Source organism: Mycobacterium sp. 4D054, from assembly GCF_052245755.1.
Taxonomy (GTDB): Bacteria; Actinomycetota; Actinomycetes; order Mycobacteriales; family Mycobacteriaceae; genus Mycobacterium.
Window position 1 is genome coordinate 1 of the sequence record NZ_JBQQCF010000165.1, and the last position, 677, is coordinate 677.

General features: G+C 66.0%; 1 protein-coding gene. It reads left to right on the forward strand.

All coding sequences use genetic code 11. The features are described from left to right. A partial coding sequence (locus ACTWP6_RS30405; RefSeq protein WP_443189651.1) for an IS256 family transposase occupies nt 1-620 on the forward strand: 620 nt, incomplete at its 5' end. Between the last annotated feature and the right edge of the window lie 57 nt (nt 621-677).

Below are 677 nucleotides of genomic sequence, written 5' to 3' on the forward strand. Positions count from 1 at the left end.
CCGAGGACGGCGCGGGCTGGCTGACGTTCTGGCGGTCGCTGACCGCCCGCGGGCTGTCTGGGGTGAAGCTGGTTACCAGTGACGCCCACGCCGGGCTGGTGGCCGCGATCGGAGCCACTCTGCCCGGCGCGGCGTGGCAGCGCTGCCGCACGCACTACACGACGAATCTGATGAGCGTCACACCGAAGGCGTCCTGGCCCTGGGTACGCACCCTATTGCATTCGGTGTTCGACCAACCCGACGCTGAATCTGTTGCTGCACAATACGACCGGATCATCGACGCGCTCGCCGACAAGCTGCCCAAGGTGGCCGATCACCTCGAAGCGGCCCGACCGGACCTGTTGGCGTTCACCGCGTTCCCCAAGCAGATCTGGCGCCAGATCTGGTCCAACAACCCGCAGGAACGGCTCAACAAAGAGATCCGCCGGCGCACCGACGTCGTGGGCATCTTCCCCGACCGCAACGCCCTGATCCGCCTCGTCGGCGCCGTCCTGGCCGAACAACACGACGAATGGGCCGAATCCCGGCGCTACCTCGGCCTCGACGTCCTGAGCAAATCACGCACCGTCAACGACACCCCGACCGAACAGGAGGCCACCCCCGCGGCACTGACCACCTGAACCATCACCTCGAAGAATCACACGACGACGTCGTACACCACGTCCCTGGACTTGACC